The 25,273-nt window shown below is 61.5% G+C and carries 25 protein-coding genes; 8 read left to right on the top strand and 17 right to left on the bottom strand.

All coding sequences use genetic code 11. The features are described 5' to 3' along the window. Positions 1-5: 5 nt before the first annotated feature. The 13 genes from AAC029_RS10905 to AAC029_RS10845 all read right to left on the bottom strand — a co-directional run bounded on the left by AAC029_RS10905 (position 6) and on the right by AAC029_RS10845 (position 14,165). On the bottom strand, positions 6-329 hold the full coding sequence (locus AAC029_RS10905) for a hypothetical protein (RefSeq protein WP_339747480.1): 324 nt from the start codon (positions 327-329) through the stop codon (positions 6-8). A gap of 38 nt (positions 330-367) precedes the next feature. After that, a complete protein-coding gene (locus tag AAC029_RS10900; RefSeq protein ID WP_339747477.1) occupies positions 368-1,168 on the bottom strand; it encodes an AAA family ATPase in 801 nt (266 codons plus the stop codon). A gap of 2 nt (positions 1,169-1,170) precedes the next feature. Next, positions 1,171-2,163 carry a flagellar biosynthesis-like protein (FlhF) gene (locus AAC029_RS10895; RefSeq protein ID WP_339747474.1) on the bottom strand — a complete coding sequence of 331 codons (993 nt, stop codon included), beginning with the start codon at positions 2,161-2,163 and terminating at the stop codon, positions 1,171-1,173. A gap of 32 nt (positions 2,164-2,195) precedes the next feature. Then, positions 2,196-4,322 (bottom strand): flagellar biosynthesis protein FlhA, encoded by a 2,127-nt coding sequence (gene flhA / locus AAC029_RS10890; protein WP_339747471.1) that lies wholly within the window; start codon positions 4,320-4,322, stop codon positions 2,196-2,198. Between the two features lie 11 nt (positions 4,323-4,333). Next, positions 4,334-5,704, bottom strand: a complete 1,371-nt coding sequence (locus AAC029_RS10885) for a sigma-54 dependent transcriptional regulator (RefSeq protein WP_339747468.1) — start codon at positions 5,702-5,704, stop codon at positions 4,334-4,336. A gap of 39 nt (positions 5,705-5,743) precedes the next feature. After that, positions 5,744-6,103, bottom strand: a complete 360-nt coding sequence (gene fliN / locus AAC029_RS10880; protein WP_339747466.1) for a flagellar motor switch protein FliN — start codon at positions 6,101-6,103, stop codon at positions 5,744-5,746. Between the two features lie 11 nt (positions 6,104-6,114). After that, the gene (locus AAC029_RS10875; protein WP_339747463.1) at positions 6,115-6,765 is read right to left on the bottom strand and encodes a FliH/SctL family protein; all 651 of its coding nucleotides are present in this window, start codon (positions 6,763-6,765) and stop codon (positions 6,115-6,117) included. A gap of 13 nt (positions 6,766-6,778) precedes the next feature. Further along, complete coding sequence (fliG, locus tag AAC029_RS10870; protein ID WP_339747460.1) at positions 6,779-7,807, bottom strand: flagellar motor switch protein FliG; 1,029 nt, start codon at positions 7,805-7,807, stop codon at positions 6,779-6,781. A 2-nt stretch (positions 7,808-7,809) separates the two neighbouring features. Next, positions 7,810-9,456, bottom strand: coding sequence for a flagellar basal-body MS-ring/collar protein FliF (gene fliF / locus AAC029_RS10865; protein ID WP_339747458.1), 1,647 nt, complete (start codon positions 9,454-9,456; stop codon positions 7,810-7,812). Between the two features lie 219 nt (positions 9,457-9,675). Continuing rightward, a complete protein-coding gene (locus tag AAC029_RS10860) occupies positions 9,676-9,948 on the bottom strand; it encodes a DUF1153 domain-containing protein (protein WP_339747456.1) in 273 nt (90 codons plus the stop codon). A 196-nt stretch (positions 9,949-10,144) separates the two neighbouring features. Next, entirely contained in the window at positions 10,145-11,533 is a 1,389-nt protein-coding gene (locus AAC029_RS10855) for a flagellar hook protein FlgE (RefSeq protein ID WP_339747453.1), read from the bottom strand. Positions 11,534-11,644: 111 nt separating this feature from the next. After that, complete coding sequence (locus tag AAC029_RS10850) at positions 11,645-12,298, bottom strand: flagellar hook capping FlgD N-terminal domain-containing protein (RefSeq protein ID WP_339747451.1); 654 nt, start codon at positions 12,296-12,298, stop codon at positions 11,645-11,647. 10 nt (positions 12,299-12,308) lie between these two features. Beyond that, positions 12,309-14,165, bottom strand: a complete 1,857-nt coding sequence (locus AAC029_RS10845; protein ID WP_339747448.1) for a flagellar hook-length control protein FliK — start codon at positions 14,163-14,165, stop codon at positions 12,309-12,311. Between the two features lie 485 nt (positions 14,166-14,650). Between AAC029_RS10845 and flgK the strand changes: the two genes are divergently transcribed. From flgK to mnmA, 3 genes are read left to right on the top strand one after another with little or no spacing between them, the layout of a single operon-like run. After that, positions 14,651-16,792: a flagellar hook-associated protein FlgK gene (gene flgK / locus AAC029_RS10840; RefSeq protein WP_339747445.1), complete on the top strand. Its 2,142-nt coding sequence runs from the start codon at positions 14,651-14,653 to the stop codon at positions 16,790-16,792. A gap of 14 nt (positions 16,793-16,806) precedes the next feature. Beyond that, positions 16,807-17,721 (top strand): flagellin, encoded by a 915-nt coding sequence (locus AAC029_RS10835; protein WP_339747442.1) that lies wholly within the window; start codon positions 16,807-16,809, stop codon positions 17,719-17,721. Between the two features lie 54 nt (positions 17,722-17,775). Next, positions 17,776-19,005 (top strand): tRNA 2-thiouridine(34) synthase MnmA, encoded by a 1,230-nt coding sequence (mnmA, locus tag AAC029_RS10830; protein ID WP_339747439.1) that lies wholly within the window; start codon positions 17,776-17,778, stop codon positions 19,003-19,005. A gap of 40 nt (positions 19,006-19,045) precedes the next feature. Here mnmA and AAC029_RS10825 read toward each other — a convergent pair whose 3' ends face one another. After that, positions 19,046-19,738, bottom strand: coding sequence for a DUF2589 domain-containing protein (locus AAC029_RS10825; RefSeq protein ID WP_339747437.1), 693 nt, complete (start codon positions 19,736-19,738; stop codon positions 19,046-19,048). Positions 19,739-19,763: 25 nt separating this feature from the next. Further along, positions 19,764-20,432, bottom strand: a complete 669-nt coding sequence (locus AAC029_RS10820; protein WP_339747434.1) for a hypothetical protein — start codon at positions 20,430-20,432, stop codon at positions 19,764-19,766. Positions 20,433-20,627: 195 nt separating this feature from the next. Here AAC029_RS10820 and AAC029_RS10815 point away from each other — a divergent pair, with 195 nt between their 5' ends. Together AAC029_RS10815 and AAC029_RS10810 are read left to right on the top strand one after the other, a co-directional pair. Beyond that, positions 20,628-20,873, top strand: a complete 246-nt coding sequence (locus tag AAC029_RS10815) for a type II toxin-antitoxin system ParD family antitoxin (RefSeq protein ID WP_339747432.1) — start codon at positions 20,628-20,630, stop codon at positions 20,871-20,873. Between the two features lie 13 nt (positions 20,874-20,886). Beyond that, positions 20,887-21,186 (top strand): type II toxin-antitoxin system RelE/ParE family toxin, encoded by a 300-nt coding sequence (locus tag AAC029_RS10810; RefSeq protein ID WP_339747747.1) that lies wholly within the window; start codon positions 20,887-20,889, stop codon positions 21,184-21,186. Here AAC029_RS10810 and AAC029_RS10805 read toward each other — a convergent pair. Continuing rightward, positions 21,183-21,593 (bottom strand): CPBP family glutamic-type intramembrane protease, encoded by a 411-nt coding sequence (locus tag AAC029_RS10805; RefSeq protein WP_339747430.1) that lies wholly within the window; start codon positions 21,591-21,593, stop codon positions 21,183-21,185. The genes AAC029_RS10810 and AAC029_RS10805 overlap by 4 nt on opposite strands. Before the next feature lie 137 nt (positions 21,594-21,730). Here AAC029_RS10805 and AAC029_RS10800 point away from each other — a divergent pair, with 137 nt between their 5' ends. Together AAC029_RS10800 and AAC029_RS10795 are read left to right on the top strand one after the other, a co-directional pair. After that, positions 21,731-22,918: a thiolase family protein gene (locus AAC029_RS10800; RefSeq protein WP_339747428.1), complete on the top strand. Its 1,188-nt coding sequence runs from the start codon at positions 21,731-21,733 to the stop codon at positions 22,916-22,918. Positions 22,919-22,920: 2 nt separating this feature from the next. Then, positions 22,921-23,355 carry a GNAT family N-acetyltransferase gene (locus AAC029_RS10795; RefSeq protein WP_339747424.1) on the top strand — a complete coding sequence of 145 codons (435 nt, stop codon included), beginning with the start codon at positions 22,921-22,923 and terminating at the stop codon, positions 23,353-23,355. 23 nt (positions 23,356-23,378) lie between these two features. Here the strand turns inward: AAC029_RS10795 and AAC029_RS10790 are convergent, their stop codons facing one another. Then, complete coding sequence (locus tag AAC029_RS10790; protein ID WP_339747422.1) at positions 23,379-23,858, bottom strand: Lrp/AsnC family transcriptional regulator; 480 nt, start codon at positions 23,856-23,858, stop codon at positions 23,379-23,381. A 182-nt stretch (positions 23,859-24,040) separates the two neighbouring features. Between AAC029_RS10790 and AAC029_RS10785 the strand changes: the two genes are divergently transcribed. After that, positions 24,041-25,270, top strand: a complete 1,230-nt coding sequence (locus tag AAC029_RS10785) for a 3-methyl-2-oxobutanoate dehydrogenase (2-methylpropanoyl-transferring) subunit alpha (protein ID WP_339747419.1) — start codon at positions 24,041-24,043, stop codon at positions 25,268-25,270. The last annotated feature ends 3 nt before the right edge of the window (positions 25,271-25,273 follow it).

Raw genomic sequence — 25,273 nt, 5'->3', positions numbered from 1 at the left:
CTCGCTCAACGCTGTCCGATGCGTCGCTTCGAGAAGAAGATTCCACCGATCATCAGGAAATAGAGCGCCAGCTTCAGCAGTACGACTACACCGCCGCGCTCATCGAAGCGTGCAACGGCAAAGTCGAAGGCGAAGTTCGGTGGGATACCGATAGCCCAACGGTAGAAGAACGGTACGACAGCGTCGATCATCATCATGATGAATGCGGCGGCGGGCCATTGCGGCCATTTGCGCATGATTAGCGCCGCGACCAGCGACAGCACGATCATCAGCCATAAATCATAACCGGTGAAACCGTTGATCAGTCGATCATAGAATGAATCATACATGGCGGTTCAACTCCCCCCGGATTGCCAGCCGGAGTAGTCTACGCGGCTTCGCGGCCGCGCGCGAGGCTTCCGGCAAGTGTCTGATAATCTTTGGCAGCGTCGCAATCGGGCGCGCGCACGGCGACGCAGGTCTGGGTGCGGATCGCCGCTGGCACAGTGGCGTCGCGGCGGACAATTCCGGCCAGGGTCGGGGTGAAGCTGAGGAAAGATTCGCAGGTCTTGCGAAAGGCGCCGAACGCGTCGCGGGCGGCATTCGCACTGGGCGCATTATTGACCACGACCAGCGGCGAAGCGCCTTCATCATGCAGACGTAGCGTTTTGACGAAAGCATAGGCGTCGGTCAGCGAGGTCGGCTCGTCATTGATGACGATGATGACGTCATCGGCGGTCAGGGCGAGGCGTACCGTGGCCCGGTCGGCGCCGGCGGCCAGATCAAGAATTGCGCGGTCATAGGATAGGGCCAGTGCCGCAACGCCGGTGGCCAGCTTGGTCAGGCCCGGCCCCGACAGATTGGCCAAGGCCCCCGATCCGGACCGGCCGGAAATTACGTCAAACCCGCCGCGCTCGGCAGCGCCGCCAATTGCCGGACAAACTGCGTCTTCCAGCGACAGCTTGCCGCTGAGAACATTGATGATATCGGCCTTGGGCTGCAGTCCGAGCTGAACATCGATATTGGCCATGCCGAGATCGCCATCCATCAACAGGACGCGTTCATTGATCAGCGACAGGGCACGCGCCATGCCGACAGCGAGCGTCGTCTTGCCGACGCCGCCCTTGCCCGAAGCGATGGCGAGAATGCGCCCGGCGGTGCGTTGCTGGGGTGCCGAAGCTAATTTCATGATCAATCGGAGTCCTCATAAGGGTGAGCGCGGTTCTCGATCAGGGCGCGGGCCAGCCGCAGCGGTGTGGCCGGAGCCAGTCCGCCGCCGATGAAGGGCGTCGAGGAAATCTGCGCGAAGGCGAGCCCGGTTTCGCCGACGCCAAGCAGGGCGCCGAGCCGGCGGGCGCAATCAAGTTTGACCGGGATGCAGCGGCTGGCGCCAATCGAGGCAAACAGCGAAGCGGCGTCCTCGGCATCTTCCGGTGCCAGACCGGCATCGAACACATAGACGATTTCGGCATCGCTGGAATCGGCAAAGGCGAGGGTCATGTCGAGATCGTCGAGCTCGAACGGGTTGACCGCCGGGCTGTCGATCAGGGCCGGGCCATCAAATTCACGCATCGCGTCGGCCAGTTCGCGCGGATCGTCGACGGTGATGAAAGCCGCGCCCATTTTCTGGGCCAGGGCGTGCAGGCGCGCATCGGCGCCGGCGCGTTCGCCATCACAGGAAATGAGAGTTGGAATGGCACCAGCCGCAATGGAGCGCGCCGCTGTTTTGGCCAAGGCCGAGGTTTTGCCGACGCCCGGCGTGCCGGCAAACAGGACGGCATGTTCGGGGATGGCGGGCAGGGGCTGGAAGGCGTAGCGCGCCTCGATGGCATGGGCCAGACGACCGACCGCATGACCGTCCGAGAAATCCTGGGCCGATTTGATCAGGGCCTGGGCCGCAACACCGGGCGAGCGATGAAAACCAAGCGCGCGGATGACCTGGTCGAGATGTTCGTCCTCGCGGTCGCCGCGGGCGATTTCCGCCGCTTCGGCCAAGCGCTGAGTGCGCTCGCGTACCGGCTCGACCGGATCAGGCCGGTGGGACATTTCACTGGCGGCCCGCACCTGGACGCCGCCATTGGGACCGTCCGAGGTCGCGATGATCACGGCTTCCGCACCCATTTCCCGGCGCACATCTGCCATGGCCTGGGTCAGGGTCTGGGCTGCAAAGGTTTTCAATCGCATCGAGGATCACTACCGGGTCAATTGTTTGGCGTTCAGCCGACATGCCCCAGAGTCTTCAGACGTGCGCTCGGGTGGATCTCGTTTTGCGACATCACCACCGTTTGCGGGCGGAAACGCTCCACCAGCGAACGCACATACGGACGAATCACGGGGCTCGTCAGCAGTACAGGTACATGACCCTGTGCCGATGCGGTTTCAAAAGAGTTTCTAACTGCAGCAACAAACTCATGAAGTTTCGACGGCGCCAGAGCCAGCTGCTTGCGGTCGCCTTCGCCAATCAGGGCTTCCAAAAACGCCTGTTCCCATTGTGGGGTAAGGGCGAGCACCGGCAAATTGCCGTTTGGCGCCTTGTTGCTGTGACAGATCTGACGCGAAAGACGGCTGCGCACATGTTCGACAATCGGCTCGATCCGGTTGGTTGACGCACTTGATTCGGCGATGCCTTCGATAATTGTCGCGAGATCGCGAATCGAAACGCGTTCGCGAATCAGTGATTGCAGCACACGCTGGATTCCGGCGCGGCTGATTTGCGACGGCGCGATATCGTCGACCAGCTTGCGGTGTTCCTTGGAGAGCTTCTCGATCAGCTTCTCAACCTCGGCATAGGAGAGGAGGTCCGACATGTTGTCGCGCAGCAATTCGGTCAGATGGGTAACCAGAACTGCAGCCGGTTCGACAATCGTATAGCCGCGGAAGGAGGCTTCCTCGCGCAGATTTTCGTCGATCCAGGTCGCGGGAAGACCGAAGGCCGGTTCCTTGACGTGTTCACCCGGCAATTCAATCTGCAGGCCGGCCGGATCCATGACCAGGAGTTTGTGGAGCTGCAGCATGCCACGCCCGGCTTCGAGTTCCTTGATCCGGATTGCGTATTCCAGATTGCCCAATTGCATGTTGTCGACAATGCGCACGGCCGGTGTGACGAAGCCCATTTCCTCGGCGAGCGAGCGACGCAGCGCCTTGATCTGGTCGGTCAGCTTGCGGCCATCGACATCATTGATCAGCGGCAGCAGACCATATCCAAGCTCGATTTTGAGCTCGTCCATCGCCAGGCTGTCCTCGATCGGGGCCTCGCCGCTCTTGGGTGTATGGGATTCGATTTCGGCCGCGTTTTCCGCCTCGACCGCCGCCGCCTTGCGTTCGGCAATATCGCGATTGAACCAAGCCAGGGCACCGGTCCCCGCTGCCATCAGGGCGAACGGGATGAAGGGCATGCCCGGCAGGACGCCGATGATGAAAGTCGCCGCAGAGACGAGACCAAGCCCGGCGGGATTGGCGATCATCTGGCCGAACAGCGCCTTGTCGGCCTGGCCGTCGACGCCGGCCTTCGAGACCAGCAGGCCGGCCGCGACCGAGATGATCAGCGCCGGGATCTGGGAGACCAGACCATCGCCAATCGTCAGGCTGGAATAGGTCCCGGCGGCTTCAGCGAAGGGCATGCCCGATTGCACGACCCCGATGATGATGCCACCGACCAGATTGATCCCGGTAATCATCAGACCAGCCATGGCGTCGCCGCGGACGAATTTCGAGGCACCATCCATGGCGCCGAAGAAATTGCTTTCGCCTTCCAGGTCCTTGCGGCGCTGGCGGGCTTCGTTTTCGGTAATCAGGCCGGAGGAGAGATCGGCGTCGATGGCCATCTGCTTGCCGGGCATGGCGTCGAGGGTAAAGCGCGCCGCGACTTCGGCGATACGGCCGGAACCCTTGGTGATAACGACGAAATTCACGATCACCAGGATCGCGAACACGATCACACCGATCACGACATTACCCTGCATCACGAAGGCACCGAAGGCCTGGATGACCTCACCGGCCGCGTCTGTCCCCTCTGCACCCTTCGACAGGATCAGCCGCGTCGAGGCGATGTTGAGGCCGAGCCGCAAGAGTGTGGTAATCAGCAAGACCGCCGGGAAGGCGGAAAATTCCAGTGGTCGCTTGATAAACAGGGCCGTCATCAGCACCAGAACCGCAATCGAGATCGAGATCGCCAGCGCCAGATCGAGCAGCAGGCTCGGCATCGGCAGGATCAGCATCACCAGGATGCCGAGGATACCGACGGCCAGGGCGACATCGCCCTTCAGGATTCGATTCAGAAAGCCGCGCGGATCAAACCCGTCGCTCTTCGTGCCTAACGGGCCGGAGGCTGAAGTGTCGACCAAGAACTATCCAATCACGCGGCAGAAACGCCCAAGGCGCTCTGGTTAGGCTGCGGCACCGTGACGCCCTGCTCGGTATAGAGTTTGAGCTTGTTGCGCAGGGTGCGGATCGAGATGCCGAGAATATTGGCCGCATGGGTGCGATTGCCGAGGCAGTGATCGAGCGTGTCGAGGATCAGATCCTGTTCGACCTCGGCCACCGTCATGCCGACCATGACGCGCTGGGCGGCATTGGCAGCATCGGAGGCTTGGCGCACGGCGGTATTGCCCGAACCGGAAAAGACCGAACCGTCCGGCATGCGGATGGCATCGGGGCCGATTTCGCGGCCGGTCGCCAGCAGCACAGCGCGGTGCATGGCGTTTTCCAGCTCCCGCACATTGCCGGTCCATTCGCGGGCAACAAGATGCGCCTTTGAGGCTTCGGAAAGCGGCAGCGGGTCGACCTGGTTGGCGGCAGAATATTTGCGGATGAAATGGTCGGAGAGAGCGAGAATATCGGCCGGGCGGTCGCGCAAAGGCGGCAGCGCCAGATTGACGACATTCAGGCGGAACAGCAGATCTTCGCGGAAGGAGCCGTCGGCGACGGCCTTGCGCAGATCGCGGTTCGAGGTTGCCAGGATGCGGATATTGACCTTGACCGGCTTGGTGCCGCCAACCCGGTCAATCTCTCTTTCCTGGATCGCGCGCAGAAGCTTGGCCTGCAGCCGCGTATCCATTTCCGAAATCTCGTCGAGCAGAAGCGTGCCGCCATCGGCCTCTTCAAACTTGCCGATCCGCCGGGCAATGGCGCCAGTGAAGGCCCCTTTTTCATGGCCGAACAGTTCGGATTCGAGCAGGTTTTCCGGAATCGCGGCGCAATTGACCGAGATGAAGGGGGCACCGGCACGCTTGGACTTGGCATGGACATGGCGGGCCATGACCTCCTTGCCCGAGCCGCTTTCGCCGGTGATCAACACCGAAGCGTCGGAACCGGCAATCCGGTCAGCCAGGGTGATGACGGTCTGCATCGATGGATCGCGGGCGATCATCGGGCGTTCGTCATCGGAAATGGCTTCGAGGATGGCGGCGATCAGCTCGGCATCGGGTGGCAGCGGAATGAATTCCTTGGCCCCGGCGCGGATCGCGGCCGCAGCGGCTTCGGGGCGGACATTGACGCCGCAGACCACGACCGGAACGATGATCCGTTCCGCTTCATTGGCGGCAATCAGGGCCTGAATATCCAACGACAAATCGACCATGATCAGATCGGCGCCGCGCCCGGCGCGCAAATGCGCCGTCGCTTGCTGGATCGTGTCGACCTGCGACACGGAGGCGCCGCGGTCTATCGCGATTTTGGTGGCGGTGTGCAATTGCCCACCCAGGCTTCCGACGATCAGGACTCGCATGATGTCCGCTCCATTGTGTTCATTGTCTCGAGCAGCCGCTTACGCAGCATCCCCGTCCTTGATGATTTCCGTCATGGTCACGCCGAGGCGGTCGTCGACAACGACGACCTCGCCGCGCGCCACGAGGCGATTATTGACGTAGATATCGATCGCTTCGCCGATCTTGCGATCGAGTTCGACCACCGAGCCGGCGGTCAATTTGAGCAGGGAGTTGACGTCGATATGCGCCTTTCCCAGCACCGCTGAAATATTGACCGGAACATCGAACACCGGCGCCAGATCGGCCGCGCTCTTGGCTTCTTCTTCCATCATCCCTTGGCCGGTCTGATCGTTTTCAACGGGGACTGGCACGGAGTCCTTGTCGAGTTCCGGCAGGTCGAAACTTGTATTATCGGGCATGGTCAGCCTCCTTATGCCGCAGACGCGTTGACGGCGGGATCGGCCGTTGCGGGTGAAGCGGATTCTTCTTCGGATGCGGCCGCGAGCCAGCGCGCCACGACTTCGCCCAAGCGGGCGTCGATTTCAGCAGCCGAGCGCTCTATAGCGCCGGTCGCCCATTCCAGGCGCACATCGGCGCCGGTTATTTCGGCATTCCCGCGTACCCGGATGGCACCTTCAAAGCCCAGTTCGCGGGCTGTGCGTTCCAGTCGCTCGGCCAGGTCTTCAACCAGTTCCGGGGCGCAGCGCACGGACAGGCGTGGTTCGTCGCGCAAATCCTGCACGGCTTCGGCAGCCAGTTGTTCGATTGTGTCGATCGGGAAGGAATTGAGCGCTTCGCCGGCAATTTTTCGGGCGGCGGCGAGCGCCAACTGCGTCGCGCCAGCCCGTAAGGACGCCGATTCATCGGCCAGGCGCGACAGAATGATCTGCATTTGCGCACCGATGGCTTGCAGCGACTCGGCGCAACGGCCTTCTTCCATCTCGCGGCCTTCCTCGACGCCCCACATCCGTGCCGAGTCGATATCGTCCTGGGTGAAGAAACGCTTATAGCTCTCGCCGTCACGCAGGATCTGGCCGTCGCGATCGAACTCGGTGTCGAAATCAAATTTCGTCGGGCTCATATCCGGGCCATCCTCAATAAATCAATTCGTCGTCGGCGCCGCCATCGGCGAGAAGGATCTCGCCCTTGGCAGCCAGGTCTTTGGCGAGTGCGACAATGCCTTGCTGGGCAGTATCGACATCCTTCAGGCGTACAGGGCCGAGCGCGGCCATGTCTTCGCGCATGATTTTCGCGGCCCGCTCCGACATGTTGGAGAAGAAAAGATCGCGCAGACTGTCGGAGGCCCCTTTCATCGCCAGGCCCATCTGGTCCTTGTCGATGGCGCGCATCAGGGTCTGGATTCCGCCCGGATCGAGCTTGGAGAGATCTTCGAACACAAACATGAGCGAGCGGATCTTTTCGGCGCTGTCACGATTGCGTTCTTCCAGCGCGGCGAGGAAACGGTTCTCGGTCTGGCGGTCGAAATTGTTGAAAATGCTGGCCATCATCTCATGGCTGTCATGCTTGGAGGTCCGCGCCAGATTGGACATGAATTCGTTGCGCAACGTCTCTTCAATCTTGTCGAGAATTTCGCGCTGAACCGGTTCCATCCGCAGCATGCGGGTCACGACTTCGAGGGCGAAATCCTCAGGCAGTGATCCGAGCACACGGGCGGCGTGCTCGGCCTTGACCTTCGAGAGCACGACAGAGACCGTCTGCGGGTATTCATTCTTGAGATAATTGGCGAGTACGACCTCGTTCACATTGCCCAGCTTGTCCCACATGGTACGGCCGGCGGGGCCGCGCAGCTCTTCCATGATGGTGTCGACTTTTGTGCCGGGCAGAAATGAGCCGAGCAGGCGTTGGGTTGCCTCGAACGAGCCCATCAACGATCCGGTCGATGACATTTGACCGACGAAATCGACGATCAGCTTCTCGACAGCCACGGCTGTGACGGTTCCCAGATTGGACATGGCCGAAGAGACTTCGCGAATCTCTTCTTCATCGAGGTGACTCCAGAGGCCGTGATCGTCTTCACCCAAAGCGAGCAGAATGACGGCGGCCTTTTCGGCGCCAGTCATTTTGCTGGGGTCTTCAATCGCTCTGCCGCGGTCAATGGCCATGTCTATCCCTCATGCAGCCAGGTGCGCAGAATCGAGATCGATTCTTCGGGGTGGGATTCCACAATGCTCGCGACTTTTTTCACTGATGACGCCTTCACCTGGCCATCGATTTTGGAGATATCGATGCCATCCTGTGCTACGGGAGCAGCGAGGGCGGTCGGGCTTGCACCGGGCAATGCCATCGGTGCGGCAGCGCCCTCAATGCGTCCGCCGCCGGCCCCGGCCCCGGCCCCGGCGAGCGCCAGACCGGCCGGCATGGCACCGCCGCCACCGGCACCTTTGACCAGTGGCCGCGCGACCAGGAAGATGACCAGCAACGCCGTGATGAACATGACGACGATTTCGGCCACGCGCATGATGTCATTCTTGGTGAAACTCAGGCCCGATGTTGCGGGCGTGCCGAGCATCGGATCGGCACGGGCAAATTCCATCTGGGATACCGTGACGGCGTCCTGGCGGCCGTCAACCTGGTTCACATAACCCATTGCCGAGCGCACGAGGGCTTCGATCTGGTCAATTTCGGCTTGGGGCCGTTCGCGCCACACGACGCTACCGTCTTCCTGTGTTTCCAGTATGCCATCGACGGCGACGGCCACCGAGAGACGTTCGATCGCGCCGGCTTCGGTCACTTGCGTGCGGGTTGTGCTCGACATCGCATAATTGACGACGTCGTTGGTGACTTCACGGTTCGAGGTGTTGCCCGCATCTGCGCCTGAATTGCCACTGGGGTCGGGCAGGTTTTCCGACGCCGAAACCCGATTGCCGTTGCGACCATCCTGGTCGAGGCTGGTCTCGCTGTGGCGATCTCGCGATTGCACGACGGCGCCGTCCGGATCGTAGGTTTCGGAGTGCTCCGAGATGCTTTGCCGGTTGAGTTCGGCGGTCACCTGGACGCGGGCCGCTCCGGTGCCGACCACGCCCTCGACGAGATTGAGGATGTTCTGGCGCAGTTGGCCTTCAATCCCTGACTGGCGTTCGTCCATCATTACGCTGGTGGCCGAGCCTTCGCCGCCAACGCTGGCCAGCTGGCGGCCGCGATCATCGGCGAGGGAGACGTGATTGGGTTCGATGCCGGCACCGCTGGCGACGATATTGCGAATGACGCGAACCTGTTCTGCGTTCAGAGTCGCATTGGTGTTGATGGTGACGGCGGCGGTTGGTGCCTGCTGGTCGCGGGCGAAAAGGCGCCGTTCCGGCAGGTTGAGATGAACGCGGGCGGTACTGACGAAGGCCATCGACTGGATAGTGCGCGCCAGTTCGCCTTCCAGCGCGCGCTTGGCATTGAGGTTTTGCACAAAGCTGGTCTGCCCGAACGAATCTTCGCGGTCGAAGATTTCATAGCCGACCGAGGCGCCGGTCAGAGGCCCGCCGGACGCGACGCGAACCCGGGCGTCATCGACCTGGTCACGCGGGACATAGATCGCTGTGCCGCCTTCTTTGATTTCGTAATCGACATTGGCTTGGTCGAGCAATTGTGCGGCGGCGGCGGCAGCGGCCGGGTCGAGGCCGGAATACAACAGCGATTGTGAGCCACCGCCGACATTGCCGGAGAAATAGACCAGCGTGCCGGCCACGCCGACGGCGAGTCCGAAGATGGCGGCGAGGCGGCCGATGCCGAAAGCCCGGAGTTGATCGAAAAACGCGTTCACGAGGTATCCTGCCCATTCGAATGTCCGCGTCATGCGCGAACCACTGGGCAGAATTTTCCTACCTACCTCGTAAACGAGGGCTTAATGCCCGGACATACGTGATGTATCCGGTCCGGCAGGGCAGGTGGGGCAGGTGTGTTTTTTTATGCCGCGCACATGAAAACGGCGACCCTGGGGGGAGCGGGTCGCCGTTCTTGCACAGATTGGTGCGATATTGCGCTAGCGGTAGTGTTGCAATCGAGTCGTGCGCAGACCGGCCAAGCCGTGTTTGTCGATTGATCTTTGCCAGCCGAGGAACTCCTCGACGGTGAGCGTGTAGCGCTCGCAGGCCTCTTCCAGCGAGAGCAAACCACCGCGAACTGCCGCGACGACCTCCGCCTTGCGTCGAACCACCCAGCGCTGGGCGCCGGGATCCGGCAGGTCCGCAAGAGTGAGCGGGCTACCATCCGGCCCAATTACGTAGTTTTCTTTTTTTTGAAGGCGCGGTTGCATGTCCGGTCCCCGTTTGTTTGTTTGTTTGTAGGATCAACATACGGGATGGGTTTTAACATCGGCCTAAGCTACTGGGTAAATTTGGCTTTAACGGATCCGGTAAAACACGCTCATATTAATTGACCGGTGAGAGCACAAAAAGACGGGCCCCGCCGCTGTGGCGGGGCCCGTCATTTACTCACCGCTGGTCGGCGGCTTAACGCTTCATTCTGATCGCTTCATCGAGCATTTCGTCAGCGGTCGTGATGATTTTCGACGAGGCCGAATACGCCCGCTGGGTGATGATGAGGTTGGTGAACTCGGTCGCCAGATCGACGTTCGAGCTCTCCAGCGTCGCAGCGGCGATATTGCCCGCTGCACCGACACCGGCGGTATTGAGCGTGTAGGAGCCGGAATCGCGCGTGACGCCATAGGCGCCGCCGCCAAGGGCTTCCAGACCATCGGCATTGGCGAAGGTCGCGACCGGGATCTGGTAGATCTTTTTGACGATACCATTGGTGAATTTGGCAAACACCATGCCGCTTCCATCGATATCGACACCGGAGAAGTCACCGAATGGTGTGCCATTGACCGAGGTGGCGGCCAGAGCACTCTGACTGTCGAACTGGGTCAGGCCACCGGCGCTGGACGGTCCGCCAAGCTCAAGTGAGATGGCCTGCGAATTGATCCCCTCAGACGCGGCCCACTGAACCTGGGTTGCGGTGAGCGCCGCGGCATTTGCGGAGGCCAGAAAATTGAGAGACGTCGGGAGCGTGCTGTTGGCGACGTCGAAATTTCCGTTGGCATCGAAGGCAATGATGCCGGTCGCGATCTGACCATCGACGAGGCCTGTGCCGGTCGTCACTTCGCTGGCCGGGCTGACATGCAACTCGGCATGCCACTGGTTTGGAGTCGAGGATTTCATCATCGACAGGTTGATGGTGCGCACCCCACCTTGGGAGTCATAGATCGGGATGCCGTATTCGACGTCCGCGGTCAGGGCACCGGACGCCATATTGGTCGCGGATGCGGCGGCGTTGTAAGTCGCTTCGGATGCCGAGACGGCCTGGCTCGCTTGCAAGTTGGCGCTGAGGCCCACTTCGGTCGTCGCCTCGGCCGCGCCACCGATTGAGACCGGATTGATGATCTCCAGCGCGTTCAGGTCTGACGGGTCGGCGTCGATGGTTCCGTCGGCCTGCACCGGCCAACCGGCGAGATAGAGACCGGCTGAGTTCTTGAGATAACCATTCGCGTCCGGGCTGAAGCTGCCGGCGCGGGTGAAGGCGACCGGATCAGTGGTCGTGAAACCCTTGGTATTCTCGCTGACAACGAAGAAGCCATCGCCTGACACCGCCAGGTCGGTCGGTGAACTGCCCGGTGATAGCAGGCCGCTTTCGCTGATCTGCAGCTTGGTGGAGCTCATGATTCCGCCGGCTGCAAATTGCTGAGATGTGCCCTGGGAACGATAGAGCGGGGTGAAAACGGCAGTCGCGCGCTTATAGCCAACCGTATTCACGTTGGCGATATTGTCGGAAATCGCGGCGAGTGCGCTGGAGTTGGCGATCAAGCCGGATGCGCCGGCGATCATTGCGGAATTGATGCTCACGATAAGCTCCTTGTTGATAATTGTTTTTTTGGAGCATTCTGCCGGTTTGTGAGGCCGGTCCGCCATTCTGACGGTCCGGGTCAGGCCGAAGCCTGCGAATGTCTGCGACTGCTATTCCTGAAGTGCGAGGACGGAGGAGAGGGGAACATTCACCCCGCCCATTTCCACAACAACTTCGGACCCTGAGAGGTCGATGCCCGTCACTCGGGCGGAGGCCCGGATTTCGGCCGTGATTGCGGCACCATTCTGGGCGACGGCATTGATTTCAAGTGAGTAGACGCCATCTGGTGCGGTAGCGCCTGACGATGTTTGTCCGTTCCAGCTGAAGTCGTGCTGGCCGGTCGTTTTGTCGCCAGTGGTGCGGAAGACGACCCGGTCGCTGGAGTCCCTGATGGTCAGATTGGTTGTCTGTGCGTTTTCGGGCAACTCGTACTGCCAGTTTGCGGCGCCACCCTGCAGGCGACTGTCCGGTGTCAGCGCTGTCGCGACGCGTCCAATATAGCCGACTGAGGACGTCTGGGCGGCCGCGGACTGGATGATCAACAGACTCTCCAGATTCTGATTCTGGGCGATCTGTTGTTCGACACCGGAGAAGGAGACGAGCTGGTTGACGAATTGTGTCGAATCCAGCGGGTCGAGCGGATCCTGGTTCTTCATCTGCGAAGTGAGCAAAGAGAGGAACATCTCGTAATTATTGGCCAGCCCGGTCCGGCTACTCTCAAGCTGCGGACTGGTATCCGTTACGGCATTGATTGTGCTTGGCATTTTATGTCTCCTAAACCCTGAGGTCGACGCCGTCGCGCCGCGACAGCCGGAATCCGTAAGCATCGCCCGGGCCGCTGTCGATTTCGGCTGCGAGGTCCTGCGCGCCGTCATCATCCTGCCCGTAGATATTGAAATTGCTGCCCTGTTCCGGATTGGCGGAATGTTGGTCGCCAGCGCCTTCGCTGAGCTGGAAGGTCAGGCCGTCCTCGGCCAGTTCGAGCCCGGCATCATTGAGGGCGCGCTCAAGTTCGCGCGTTGAACGCTGCATTTCCGCGAGCGTATCGCCGCGCTCGACGGTCAAGGTGGCGTGAACGCGGTTGGTATGGCTCAGTTCCAGCCGGATATCGACGCGGCCAAGCTCGGCCGGATCAAGCCGAATGCCGAATACGCGCGAACCATTGGCGAAGCGTTGGGAGATCTGGGCTGCCAGCTGGTTTGCGGTGTGAGGTGAAAAGCGCGGCGTCTGGCCCGCGCCGGTTGCGGCGGCATTGTGTGCCGTGCCGCGCACGGAACCAGGTCCGGTGTCTGTGCCTGCTGTCAGTGCCGGATCGACGCTGACCGTGGGCATCCGCCCGGGATCAGCAGCGAGTGGCGCTGTGGTGGCAGCCGGCGGGGGCGGGGCTGAGGCTGGAAGGTCGCGCACGACGGCCGCAGCGTCGGGGCGCGCGGCTTGCGAATTGGAAGCACTGGGTGGCGGCGGCGATGCGCCCGCTGCCTGGTGCTTGGCGCCAGCCTGGCTGGTGGCGTTTTGAGCGCCATTGGCGGTAGATTTGCCCTTGGAACGGGCGGCGGCGACGTTGTTGTCACGTTCGTCCACGCCCTGACGCGCCTGTGCAAAGCGTCCGGCTGGACTGGCTTCCGCAAGGGCGCCATTGGCCGCTGCCGCCGCGGCCGCTTGTGCGGGTGCCGAGCCCGGCGCGGCCGTGGTAGACGCCGCTGCGGGCAGCGCGGCTTCGGCCGCGACAGGCGTGGCTGGCGTCGCCGGTGCGCTGGCGGGTGTTTGAGCGTTGGCCGATGTCGGCGCTTGTGTCCCTGCTTCTGCGGGTGAAATGACCGCCATCACAGGTGGTTTTGCGTCCTTGCCGGCGTTTTGAGTCGCCGCGTTGCCTGCAGTCTGTACGGCGCCATCAGCCTGCGCCGCGCCGCTGTTTTTAACCGTGGCGGCACCCTCGGCAGCTGTTTTGGTCAGGGCGTCTGCATCGAGACTCTTGGCGTCAGACGGCTTCGAGCCGGCCAAGGCAGCGGGGGGATCATTGGCGGTGGTTTCACCGGTAGCGGTTGGACGGCTCTGACTTTTACCGGTGCCCGATTGCAGGGTCGGCTGAACATTTGCAACTATATCGCCGACGCCAGCCGGGCTGTCCTGAACGCCGCCGCCTGCCGACGGCACGTGTGCGCCGGCGGGGTCGCTGGCGGCAGGGTTGGCCGCGGCCTGAGGGGGCGCTCCGGCACTGGTCTTCCCGGACGGCGCGGGGCCGCCTTTCGCCATGCCGTCGATAGCAGAGGGTGTCCCACCCGCCGGCGTGCCGGCCGGCTTCGGAGCCGTGGCTGGTTGCGGTGCGTCGTTCGGCGCGGTCTTGCCGGTGCCCGGTGCGTCGGTATTGGCGGTCAATGCTGGCTGGTCAGCGGCTTGGTCGCCGGTTGGTGCGGCCTTGTTGCTGGCCGGAACCGGCGTCGTCGGCGCAGTGGCCAGCCCGACCATTGCATCAAAGTCTGATTTGTCACGGCGCGGGTCCGACTTGTCCGAACGGGCTCGGCCTGCCACCCGGTCCGCCGCCGAATCTGCAGCCGTTCGTGCATCCGCCGAATTTGACGCTGCCGTCGTGCTTCTTGCGATCATTTCTGCGCCGGGGGCAATCGCTGGCATGGTCAAAACTATCCACTCGCTCGGCACACAACGCGTGCCCTGTCGGTGAAAGGGTCCGCAAGCTTCATGCCAGTGGAGATTCTAGTTAAGTAGATGATTTAATGAATTAATCTCTGGGTAAGACAGGTAAATGACGCGATCAGCCCGGCGGATTATGCCCGGTGGTGGGTTGAAGCTGCCGGGCGGCGGCTCGGTGGCGGCGGCCGCGTCGAACCTTCGATATTCACAGCATCCGGGGCCCGATTGAGTGCCATTCGCCGACTTGGCCCGTGCCTTGCGATTAACTCTGCAGGACATTCATCAACCCGGGATGTCGGAAAGTTGCGGATTTGCATGAATATGGAAGCGAAAACAGATTGTTGCGTATCACGTGCGGACCATGTCCAAGGCGCGGAACCATCGTTTTGGCTCGGCAAGCCTTGCCGGAGTGTCGGCAGTTTTGACCGCTTGGCCTGTATGGCTGAAGCGATTTCGAGGATGGCATCATGTCGCTGAACGGTATTATCGGAAGTGCACTGTCAGGCCTGTCGGCCAGCCAAGCTGGTCTGAATTCAGCCGCCAACAATGTCGCCAATGTCAACACGCCCGGCTATGCGCGCACCCAGGCTGTGCTGCAGGCCCTCAATGTCGGCGGCGTCGCCATGGGGGTCCAGGTCACCGGTATTTCCCGGATCGCCGACGTTTATTTGCAGGCGGCTTCGATTCGCGCAATCAGCGCCGGTGAAGCAGCCAAGATCCAGGCTGACGGGTTGGACAAGGTGCAGTCGCAATTCGGTAAACTCGACGACGAAGGTTCGATGTTCGCGCGTCTGAGCCGCGCCTTTTCAAGCTTGTCGCAGGCCAGTGTTGATCCTTCGCAATCGGTGGCCCGGCTGTCTGCAGCCGCCGATCTGCAGGCCTTCTTCGACGAAACCAACCGGTTGTCGCAAATGATCGGCGATCAGCGCAAGGATGCCGATTCCCAAATCCAGGCCGCTGTCCAGCGCACGAATGAGATTCTCAGTGAGCTCAGCAGCCTGAATGCGAGCGTGCAGAGTATCGCCGTGGCAGGTGGCGATACGTCCGGCATCGCCAACCGGCAATCGGAACTACTCGACGAACTCGCCGGTTACGTCGATATCCGTACCGAAACCAAGGCCGACGGACGCCTCGTGATTCGTACGGGCGATGGGGTCGCTCTGGTCGAAACCGGCGTCACGCAGCTCAAATATACCCCGACGGGAAGCGGGTCCTATGGCGTATCCTACGGCCAAATCTCTGTGCAGCCGCCTAATGGTGCCCAAGCCAAAGAGCTCAGTGGCCATATCGACAGTGGCAAGCTGTTCGGCCTGCTCGATCTGCGCGATCGGGTTCTGCCGGAGATTGCCAATGAGCTGGCCGAATTGACAGCTGGCGCAGCCGACGCGCTCAATCTGGCGCACAATAATTCGGCATCCTACCCTGCGCCTCAGACCCTGGCCGGACGCAATACCGGATTGGTGTCGGCGGATCTGCATAATTTCACGGGCGCCACGACGCTGGCCGTCACCGGCTCCACCGGAACCCTGGTCAAGCGCATCGACATTAATTTCGACACGGGCACACTGAGCGTTGATGGCGGTGCCGCCGTCGCGCTGGGGACAACGGTCGGCAGTCTGACCGCCGCAATCAATACCGCGCTTGGCGCTGATGGCTCGGCGAGTTTCGCCAATGGCGCTATGACCCTGGCGGCGAGCAGCGCCAATAATGGCCTGGCGACATTGCAGGATCCAACCACGCCCAGCGATCGTGCCGGGCGCGGCTTCTCGCACTTCTTCGGTCTCAATGATCTGGTCTCCTCGACGCGCCCCGGCTTTTTCGAAACCGGCCTTTCCGGTGCTGATGCACACCAGTTTACGACCGGCACTTCGCTGTCTTTCCAGATCACGACACCGGATGGACGGCCTTCAGGCTCGATCAATATCCCGATGGTAACTGGCGAAACTGTTGCCGATGCGGTAACGGCGCTGAATAATTCGGCCACTGGGCTCGGCCGCTATGCCACATTCACGCTGGACGCCGATGGCAAGCTCAGCTCGGTCCCAAAAACCGGATATGACGGTTTCGACCTCAATCTGACGGCGGACGATACCAGCCGCTCCGGATCCGGCGTCTCCTTCTCGCAACTCTTCGGTATTGGCCTGCCTGCGACGGCCGGGCGGTCGGAGATCTTTTCCGTCAACGCCATGGTGCGCTCCGATTCATCCAAGCTGGCGCTGGGGCAGTTGAATATCGACGCTGCGACAGTGGCAGGCGATCTGGTGCTGACCTCGGGTGATGCGCGCGGCGGTCAATTGCTGCAGACGGCGATGACGGTGGTGCGCCATTTCGACGCCGCCGGTTCGATTAATAGTGCCAATTCCAGCCTGCAGGATTACGCGGCCCGTCTGGCCGGCAGTATCGGATCGCGGGCGGCACGGGCCGAGAGCGAGGCGGCATCGGCCGAAGTGCTTCGCGCGACGGCCCAGACCAAGCGGTCGAATGTGGAGGGCGTCAGCCTCGATGAGGAATTGGCCTCGATGACGCTCTACCAGCAGTCTTACAACGCCTCGGCGAGAATGCTGCAGGCGGCCAAGGAAATGACCGACGCCCTGATGAGTATTGTCTAGGAAGCGATTGAAACATGACGCGGATATCGACCTTTGGCGCATCGCAATCGGCCCTGCTGGACCTGATGCGCGCGCAGCAATCCCTGTTCCAGGCCCAACAGGAGTTGAGCACCGGCAAGAAGGGGGCCGACCTCAAAGGGGTTGGCTACCAGGCTGAGACCATCGCCGCCAGCCGCGGCGCCCTGTCACAGTCGAAGGCCTTTGAAGAAGCGGCGATACGCTCGGGTATCCGGCTCAATGCGCAAAATGTCGCGCTTGAACGCCTCTCAAGCTCGGTCGGCGATCTGCGTTCGGCGATGACCTCCCAGGACGGCAATTTCGTCATGCAGGAGATATCCGATGCCTTTTATAGCGCCGTCAACGCGCTGAACAGCCAGCATCTCGGCTCCTATATGTTCGGCGGCACGCGCGATGACACCAAGCCGATGACGATCAGCACACTGGCTGACCTGGCGGCCTTGCCAGCTGTTGCTGACGCCTTCCAGAATAATGATCTCGAACCGACGGTTCAGGTCGACCAGAACACCACGGTCACGGTCGGACGGCTGGCCAGTGGCATCGCGACTGACATTATGGCTTCGTTCAAGCGCATCGCCGAGTTCGAGGCCGGGCCCAATGGCCCCTTTGTCGATCCCATGACCGATATCCAGCAGGCCTTTGTCGTCGGTGAATTGACGAATATCGTCGCGGCACAGGATGGGATCATCTCGGTGGTCGGCATGAATGGAGTCATGCAGTCGCAGATCGAGAGTTCGCAGCAGAGCCAGAAGGACCGCCAGGACTTCCTCACCGGCATGATTAGCGATATCGAGGATGTCGATATGGCCGAGGCCGCGACCAAATTCCAGACGGCGCAAAATGTGCTCGACGTCTCGGCGAAAACCTTCGCTTCGTTGACACAGGTTTCGCTTCTCAATTTTTTGAGGTAAGCCTCGCCCAACATCAACCGTTTGCTGCGGGCCTTGACCCCGCTGGAGGCGCATATGACGACCACAGATCCGCGTACGGATTCTGGCCGCGCCGTGGCGCGTGCCGACGACCTTCTTTCCGAACTTGGCCTCGCCGGCGATCCGCTCGGTCTGGGCGGCAAACCGGGCGATCATCGTGTCGTCGTCGCGATGTCGGGCGGGGTGGACAGCTCGGTGACGGCGGCCGTGCTGCACCGCGCCGGCTATGATGTCGTCGGCGTGACGCTGCAGCTCTATGATCATGGCGCTGCGATCAAGAAGAAGGGCGCCTGCTGCGCCGGCCAGGATATCTACGATGCCAAGCGCGTCGCCGAAGAATGTGGCTTTCCCCATTACGTCCTCAACTACGAAAGCCGGTTCCGCGAAGCGGTGATCGAGGAGTTTGCCGACACCTATCTGGCCGGCTTCACCCCGATCCCCTGCGTGCGCTGCAATCAGACCGTCAAATTCGCTGATCTGCTGACCACCGCGCGCGAGCTTGGCGCTGTCTGCATGGCAACGGGGCATTATATCCAGCGCGTTGACGGGCCGAATGGCGCCCAGTTGCGCCGGGCTCACGATGCCGGCAAGGACCAGTCCTACTTCCTGTTCGCGACCACGCATGAACAGCTCGATTTCCTGCGCTTCCCGCTCGGCCATCTCGACAAGGATCAGACGCGCCGGCTCGCCGAAGCCTTCGATCTGATCGTCGCCGACAAGCCGGACAGCCAGGATATCTGCTTCGTGCCCCAGGGCCGCTATGTCGACATCGTCGAGAAAGTTCGCCCCGGCGTCTCGCGCCCCGGCGAGATCGTGCATGTCGACGGCACCGTTTTGGGCAGCCATGAAGGTGTGATCCACTACACGGTCGGCCAGCGCCGCGGCCTCAAGATCGCGATCGGCGATCCGCTCTATGTCGTCAAGCTCGATGCTGCCACGGCCCAGGTCGTGGTCGGCCCGCGCGAGGCCCTCGCCGTCGACCGCATCACGCTGAAAGACATCAACTGGCTCGGCGATGAAGCCCTGGCAGACGGCGTCCCCGTGCGAGTCAAAGTCCGCTCGACGCGGCCGCCGGTGGATGCGGCGTTCTCGGTCGACGGCGATGAAATCGCTGTCGTCCTGCCCGGCGGCGAAGAGGGTGTGGCGCCAGGCCAGGCGTGTGTCTTCTATTCGGCCGAAGATGATGGCCGGGTTTTAGGCGGCGGCTGGATCGCCAAGACGAGCGCGACTGCGGCGGCGGCGAGCGGGTATCGGCTGATCGGGTAGGCGATCAGCTGATCGCTGCCTTTGGCCGAGGTCTAGATCGCTAGGCGGACTTTGCCTCATAGGGGCCAACATTCCTGGCAAAGGCTTCGAGAATAACGGCGAGGCCCTGCGGCAGCGCCTGCTGCTTCGCGGTAACCTCGACATTGTACCGGGCGCTATTGCTCTTTGAGAATTGCTCCTTGTTCTCGGAAGATTTTTCCGAGTGGTAGGACACGCTACCGGTGATTTTCGCTGAGAACCCGCCGAAGCCGAACTTGGCTTCCAGAGAAGCTGCAGCGGAATAGTCCGTCTTCTCCGTCTCGGTTGTCTCGCGCGCATAGGAGGATTTGACCTCCATGTCGAAACTGATCCTGACGAAGTCGACCCCAATCAGGGCGACGGGGATGGCGGAAATGAGCGGTAGCACGACCGTGGTCTCGGCGGTGCTGACATCCTTGGTCATGATGGGATTTTTGTCGACGTCCAATACCGGATCGTCATTGCTGTCGAGTAAAGGGACGTCGGTGATAATCGGCCGTTTGAGGTCGAGGGTGATTTCGATAGGCGTGTACACGACAGCCTTCGTCTTGGAGTCTGTCGTTTGCTGGAAACCGGTGTCCAGAATGTATTTGGTTTGTGCGAGTGCCATGCGGTTGTTGGCGCGGCACGCTTCGATCAATGGAACGCCGATAAGTTGATCCATTGGCAGGCCTGAAAAGGCTTGGGCCATTGAAATTAGGTCTTCGGATGCCATGATGCGTCTCCCCTAGGGTTTGAATTTAGCCGGGTATCTGCGCTCTCAATACTTTGTTGTAGCCTTCAATGAGCTCGGTTCGCCCGACGGGCGTTTGCGTGCCCTCGATGACGATTTCCACCTGTCCGTAGTCATCACGGGCAGGCGAAAACCAGGTTCGGCGTCCGGGAAATGCGAGACGCAACCCCTTTCCGCCCTCGGTGGGTTCCACCTTGAGGGTGAGCCGCAATTCTTTCAGTTCGAGCTGGGATTGCGGCAGTAGGGAGATCAGGGGGACCCAGACATCATGCGTCGTCGGCCCGTTCTCCGTCGCGATCGGGTAGCGGACGACGACCATCTTCGGTTGGATGGGCCCTCTCGGGTTATCGTCGTCGCGTTTGCGGTCGTTGCCTGGAGGTTCTCGACCCGGTGGTATTCCGCTTGCTGCTGCTGCTGCTGCGGCAGCGACGCTCTCTGCCGGCGGCGCGCGGCGCAGGGACTGCGCGAATGATGCGAGCGGAAAGCGGGGCTGGCGCCGGTCAGGTTCGTCGTGGTGTGCGGCGTGCTTTTCCCGATTCAAATCCCGGTCGTTGGGATCGATATCAGAGGGCTCAAAATAATTGTCGAGCAGTTCGAGATTCTTCTGGTGAACCTGCTCCGCAGCTTCGCTGACCGCTTCCTGAACGGCGGCAATGAGTTCGCTGATGTCGAGCATGCCCCATCCTCATCACACTTCAATGCAACCATAGCAACTAATACACCCAAATGCCACCACAAGATTCTCGAGAGGTTCGAAGCGCTTATGAGTCGGCGAGATCCTCGACAGTCAGATATCCGGTCGATTTGCGGATAACGAAAATGGCGCAATTTGTGTTATTTCGTGTAATAATGCCTGTGATCGGAGGTGCCTATGAATGTTTCAATCGGAAAGCGCTGGGAGCTGTTCGTCGAAGACCAGGTCAAGCAGGGGCGCTACACATCCCAGAGCGAGGTCGTGCGCGAGGGCCTGCGCCTGGTCGAGGAGCGCGAGGCCAGGCTGGCGGAGCTGCGGGCCTCCCTGCAAGCGGCGATCAATGATGAGCGCCGCTATACAATCGAGGAAGCAGAAGCTCACCTCGCGGCGACCTTTGAGCAGCTGAAGTCCGGGGCGCAGTGAGGTGTTCCGCTTGGTGCTGACAGGCCCGGCGCTGGACGATCTCGATCACATTGCCGGCTACATCCACAATGAGACGGGCAGCATTGCTATTGCGCAGAGCTTTGTCGAAAAGCTCGTGGCGCGGACTCGGTCGATGGCGACGTCGCCTTTTGAACTCGGACGTCTCCGCAAAGAGCTGGGGCCGGGCATCCGCAGTAGCGTAGGGGGCAATTATCTGATCATCACGCAGTATCAGAACGAGGAGCTTCTGGCGCTGCGCTTCGTCGAGGGCCATCGCGCACTCGCGCATCTCTTCGATGAGGGCGACACCTAGCCCCCCGCCACCCCTTTCCACAGCACCACCACAGCCCAATGCATCGCCACCGCCGGCCAGATCGAGCCGGAGCGGCGCCAGCTGATCGTGCACGCCAAGCCAAGGGCAGCGGTGATGGCGAGGAAGGCGGGCTCGGCGAAAATCGGCTGCGCCCTGGGCAAGCCGAGCCAGAGCTGGGCCGGGTGCCAGAGCACGAACAGGGTCAGCGCCGCACCGGCGCGCCAGCGGCCGCGACCTCCCGCCAGCAGCACCCGGAACACCATCTCCTCGGCCAGTGCCGGACTGAGGATCGCGATGAGGGCGATGACGATCAATCCGGGCCAGTTCGTCACCGGTGCAAATGTGAATAGATGCGCTACGGAGCCAATGAGGAGCGCCAAAACCGTCAAAACAGCGAGCAGGGACAAGGCTTCCAGCCAGGCTCGCTGGTCAGGCCACCTCCGCAATGCCGATGTTGCATCTGCGAAAAGACTTGACGCGGTGCCGCATGTTTTCATCATGCGCGCCAGAATTACACATGATCCCGCCCCTGAGGAGACTTCAGATGAGTGCAGTTGATGATCCAATCGTCATTGTCGGTATGGCGCGCACCCCGATGGGTGGCCTGCTCGGCGAATTGACGACGCTGTCGGCCAATGAACTCGGTGCCATCGCGATCAAGGCCGCGATGGAAGAAGCTGGCGTTGCCGGCGAAGATGTTGATCAGGTCCTGATGGGCAATGTCCTCCAGGCTGGCCAGGGCCAGGCTCCGGCGCGCCAGGCTGGCATTAAAGCCGGTCTGCCCAAATCGGTTGAGGCCACCACGCTCAACAAGATGTGCGGCTCGGGCATGCAGGCCGCGATCATGGGTCGCGCTGCGATCATGTCCGGTGATGCCGACATCATTGTCGCTGGCGGCATGGAATCTATGAGCAATGCACCGCACATGCTGCCAACCCATCGCGGCGGCATGAAATATGGCCATGACGTGCTCAAGGACCATATGGCCCAGGACGGCCTCGAAGACGCCTATGAGAAAAAGCCGATGGGTGTCTATGCTGACATGATCGCGCAAGAACACCAGTTCACGCGCGAGCAACAGGATGCCTATGCGCTGGAAACCCTGGCCCGCGCCCAGCGCGCGACCAAGAATGGCGATTTCAAGCGCGAGATCACCCCGGTGACGATGGCGACCCGCAAGGGCGATGTCGTGGTCGACACCGATGAGCTGCCACGCAAGGCAATGCCGGAGAAGATCCCGTCGCTGCGTCCGGCCTTCGGCAAGGACGGCACCGTCACGGCCGCAAATGCCTCGGGCATTTCAGACGGCGCAGCGGCGCTGGTGCTGATGCGCCAGTCGGAAGCGGAACGCCGCGGCCTCAAGCCGCTCGCCCGCATCGTTGCCACGGCCGCCCATGCCCATGATCCGGCCTACTTCACCACTGCTCCGGTGCCTGCGATGCGCAAGGTTGTCGAGCGTGCTGGCTGGACGATTGACGAGGTCGATCTGTGGGAAATCAACGAGGCTTTCGCCGTCGTCCCGATGATCGCGATGAAAGAGCTCGGCCTCAGCCATGACAAGGTCAACGTCAATGGCGGTGCCTGTGCCCTGGGTCACCCGATCGGTGCCTCCGGTGCCCGCGTGATGGTCACCCTGATTGCGGCGCTCGAAAAGCACGGCAAGACCAAGGGCGTCGCTTCGCTCTGCATCGGTGGCGGCGAAGCCACCGCTGTCGCGATCGAGCGTCTCTAGCTTTGTCTGACGAAAACGAACTGGTGGTGGACGGTTTCCTGTTTGAGGACCGTCCGCCGCCGGTAGCCGATTTTATCCGGATGCGGGCCGCGTGCGGCTGGGGCGAGATTTCGCCGCAGCTGGCCCGACCGGTTCTCGCCGCGTCGCTGGCGGCGACGACGGCTGTGGATGCCGACCGCCGCGTTGTCGGCTTCGTGCGCGCGGTCGGTGATCCGATCAATCTCTATATCCAGGACGCGATTATCGCCCCGGAACTTCGCGGCAAGGGCCTCGGCCACCGGTTGATGCAGCATTTTCTGGCGCGGCTCGCCCGCGACTATCCGCAGGCCGACATCATGCTGATGTGCGCGAAGGGGCGTGAGCGCTTTTATGCTGACCTCGGTTTTGAAGCCCGTCCGAGCGAAAATTTCGGACCGGGCATGCAGCGCCTGCGTTAGCGGCTCGCGACCCTGCGCCCGGCTCAGCCCTGGATATGTCCGAGCGGCAGACCTTTGCCGTCCTTGATATTGCGCACCTGCACCGAAGTGCGGAAATCGCCGACGATGTCGAGCGGGATCATGCGTTCGGAGATGAACTCGTTATAGGCGTCGATATCCGCCATCACGACCTTGACCAGATAATCATAGGGCCCGGTCATCATGCAGGCCTCTGTCACTTCCGGGAAGCTTTGGACCGCCTTTTCGAACTTGACGTAATTGGCCTTGCGTGCCGGTGATATCTTCACCTCGAGATAAGCGGTAAACATCAGACCGAGCGCGCGGCGATCGAGTTCGACCGAGCGCCGCTTGATGATGCCTTCGGTTTCGAGCCGGCGAATCCGGCGCCAGCAGGGGGAGGGGGTCAGCCCGACGATTTCGGCGATGTCGGCCACCGAGCGGCCGGCGTCCTCCTGCAACGCATCGAGAATACGGACATCAATCAGGTCAAGGTTCGCGATCATTTTTTCCTCAAAATCAGTATTTGAGGGAAATTAGTCTACATTTCCGCGAAGACAAACCCGGAAATGGCACCTTGTTCCAGTAGTAGACAAGGTGGGCGCTTCCGCGTTAGACGCCCTCGCACACGCCGTGTCGTGCGCGTGTATTCCCTGGCAGGTATTGCCGATGTTTTCAGCGAGAGCTCATGGCACACTCCAAACCCCGATTTCATGTCCCTGCACCGCATGTGCGCCCCGGCGACACGCCTGATTTCTCCCATATCGAGATCCCGCCGGCTGGCACGGCACGCCGTCCCGACCCTTCGATTGCAGGCAGCGAAACCCTTGATCTGGCTCTCGGGCTGGTGCGGGTGCTCGACCATAATCACCAAGCGGTCGGCGAGTGGGATCCCAAGCTGGAGCCTGAAACCCTGCGCGAAGGTCTGCGCCACATGGTGCTGACCCGTGTTTACGACGAGCGGATGCAGAAGCTGCAGCGTCAGGGCAAGATGAGCTTTTACATGAAATCCATGGGCGAGGAGGCGGTCGCCGTCGCCGCAGCGATGGCGCTCGACAAGACCGATATGGTCTTCCCGTCCTATCGCCAGCAGGGCATTCTGTTCGCCCGCGGCCGCGATATTGTCGAGATGATGTGTCATTGCATCTCCAATAGCCGCGACAATCTCAAAGGCCGCCAATTGCCGGTCCATTACACTTGGGCCGAAGGCAATTTCTTCTCGATCTCGGGCAATCTCACGACACAATTTCCCCAAGCCGTCGGCTATGCGATGGCCAGCCAGTACAAGGGCGAAAGCCGGATCACGGCGAGCTGGATCGGCGATGGGTCTACCGCCGAGGGTGATTTCCACGGCGCCATGGTGCTGGCCTCGACCTACAAGGCGCCCGTCATTCTCAATATCGTCAATAATCAGTGGGCGATTTCGACCTTTCAGGGCATGGCCGCTGGCGCCAGCGAGACTTTCGCGCTGAAGGGCATTGGCTACGGCCTCGCCTCGCTGCGGATTGACGGCAATGATTTCCTTGCGGTCTATGCGGCAACCCAATGGGCCGCCGAGCGCGCCCGTGCCGGTCACGGTGCGACGGTGATCGAGAGCTATACCTATCGCGCCGACGCCCATTCCACCTCCGATGATCCTTCCGGCTACCGGCCCAAGGGCGAGGCTGCAGCTTGGCCGCTGGGCGATCCGGTCGAACGGTTGAAGAACCACCTCATCGGTCTGGGCGAGTGGGATGAGGAGCGTCATGTGGCGCTGGAGAAGGAGCTCGATCAGCTCGTGATCGCCTCCTACAAGGAAGCCGAAACCTACGGCACGCTGCATGACGGGCCGCTTTCGCCGGTGCAATCCATGTTCGAGGATGTCTATGCCGAACCCGATTGGCGCCTGCGCCGTCAACGCCGCGATCTGGGGGTATAGGTC

The sequence above is a fragment of the uncultured Maricaulis sp. genome, assembly GCF_963975345.1.
GTDB lineage: Bacteria > Pseudomonadota > Alphaproteobacteria > Caulobacterales > Maricaulaceae > Maricaulis.
The sequence above is the reverse complement of the archived record's forward strand: the minus strand, read 5'-3'. Positions and strand labels throughout refer to the sequence as shown.